The 342-nt window shown below is 40.6% G+C and carries 1 protein-coding gene; it reads left to right on the top strand.

From position 1 onward, the window contains the following. Window positions 1–150 (top strand): IS3 family transposase (locus AAEO50_RS21455; protein ID WP_425383241.1); only part of this gene is annotated, 150 nt, incomplete at its 5' end. Window positions 151–342: the final 192 nt, after the last annotated feature.

Genomic DNA, 342 nt, shown 5'->3' with positions numbered 1-342 from the left:
TTTGAAGAAGCTTACTTCGAAATTGATGAGTTCATGGAGTTTTATAATCACAGACGTTATCATGGCAGCCTCGGCAGGATGTCTCCGGTAAAGTTCAATGAGAAATACAAGGATATTGGTTATCCCGAAGAAATGGCCTTGAGCCTTTAAGAAGGCAGGAATACTCCTTCTTCACTTACTGACCCCCTAGATGGCGGAACGTAAGGGTCAAGCGGTTTTGACTTGACGCTATAGTGGAGTCATCTAAGCTTGGTAAAAGTGAAGAAGGAAATGATGAAAAATGAAAAACTAAGAATCGTTTAGTTTTTTAAAGAATTCGTCAGGAATTAGGGGGTCAAACCG

The organism is Rossellomorea oryzaecorticis, assembly GCF_038405515.1.
In the GTDB taxonomy this organism is placed as follows: domain Bacteria; phylum Bacillota; class Bacilli; order Bacillales; family Bacillaceae_B; genus Rossellomorea; species Rossellomorea oryzaecorticis_A.
The sequence above is the reverse complement of the archived record's forward strand: the minus strand, read 5'-3'. Positions and strand labels throughout refer to the sequence as shown.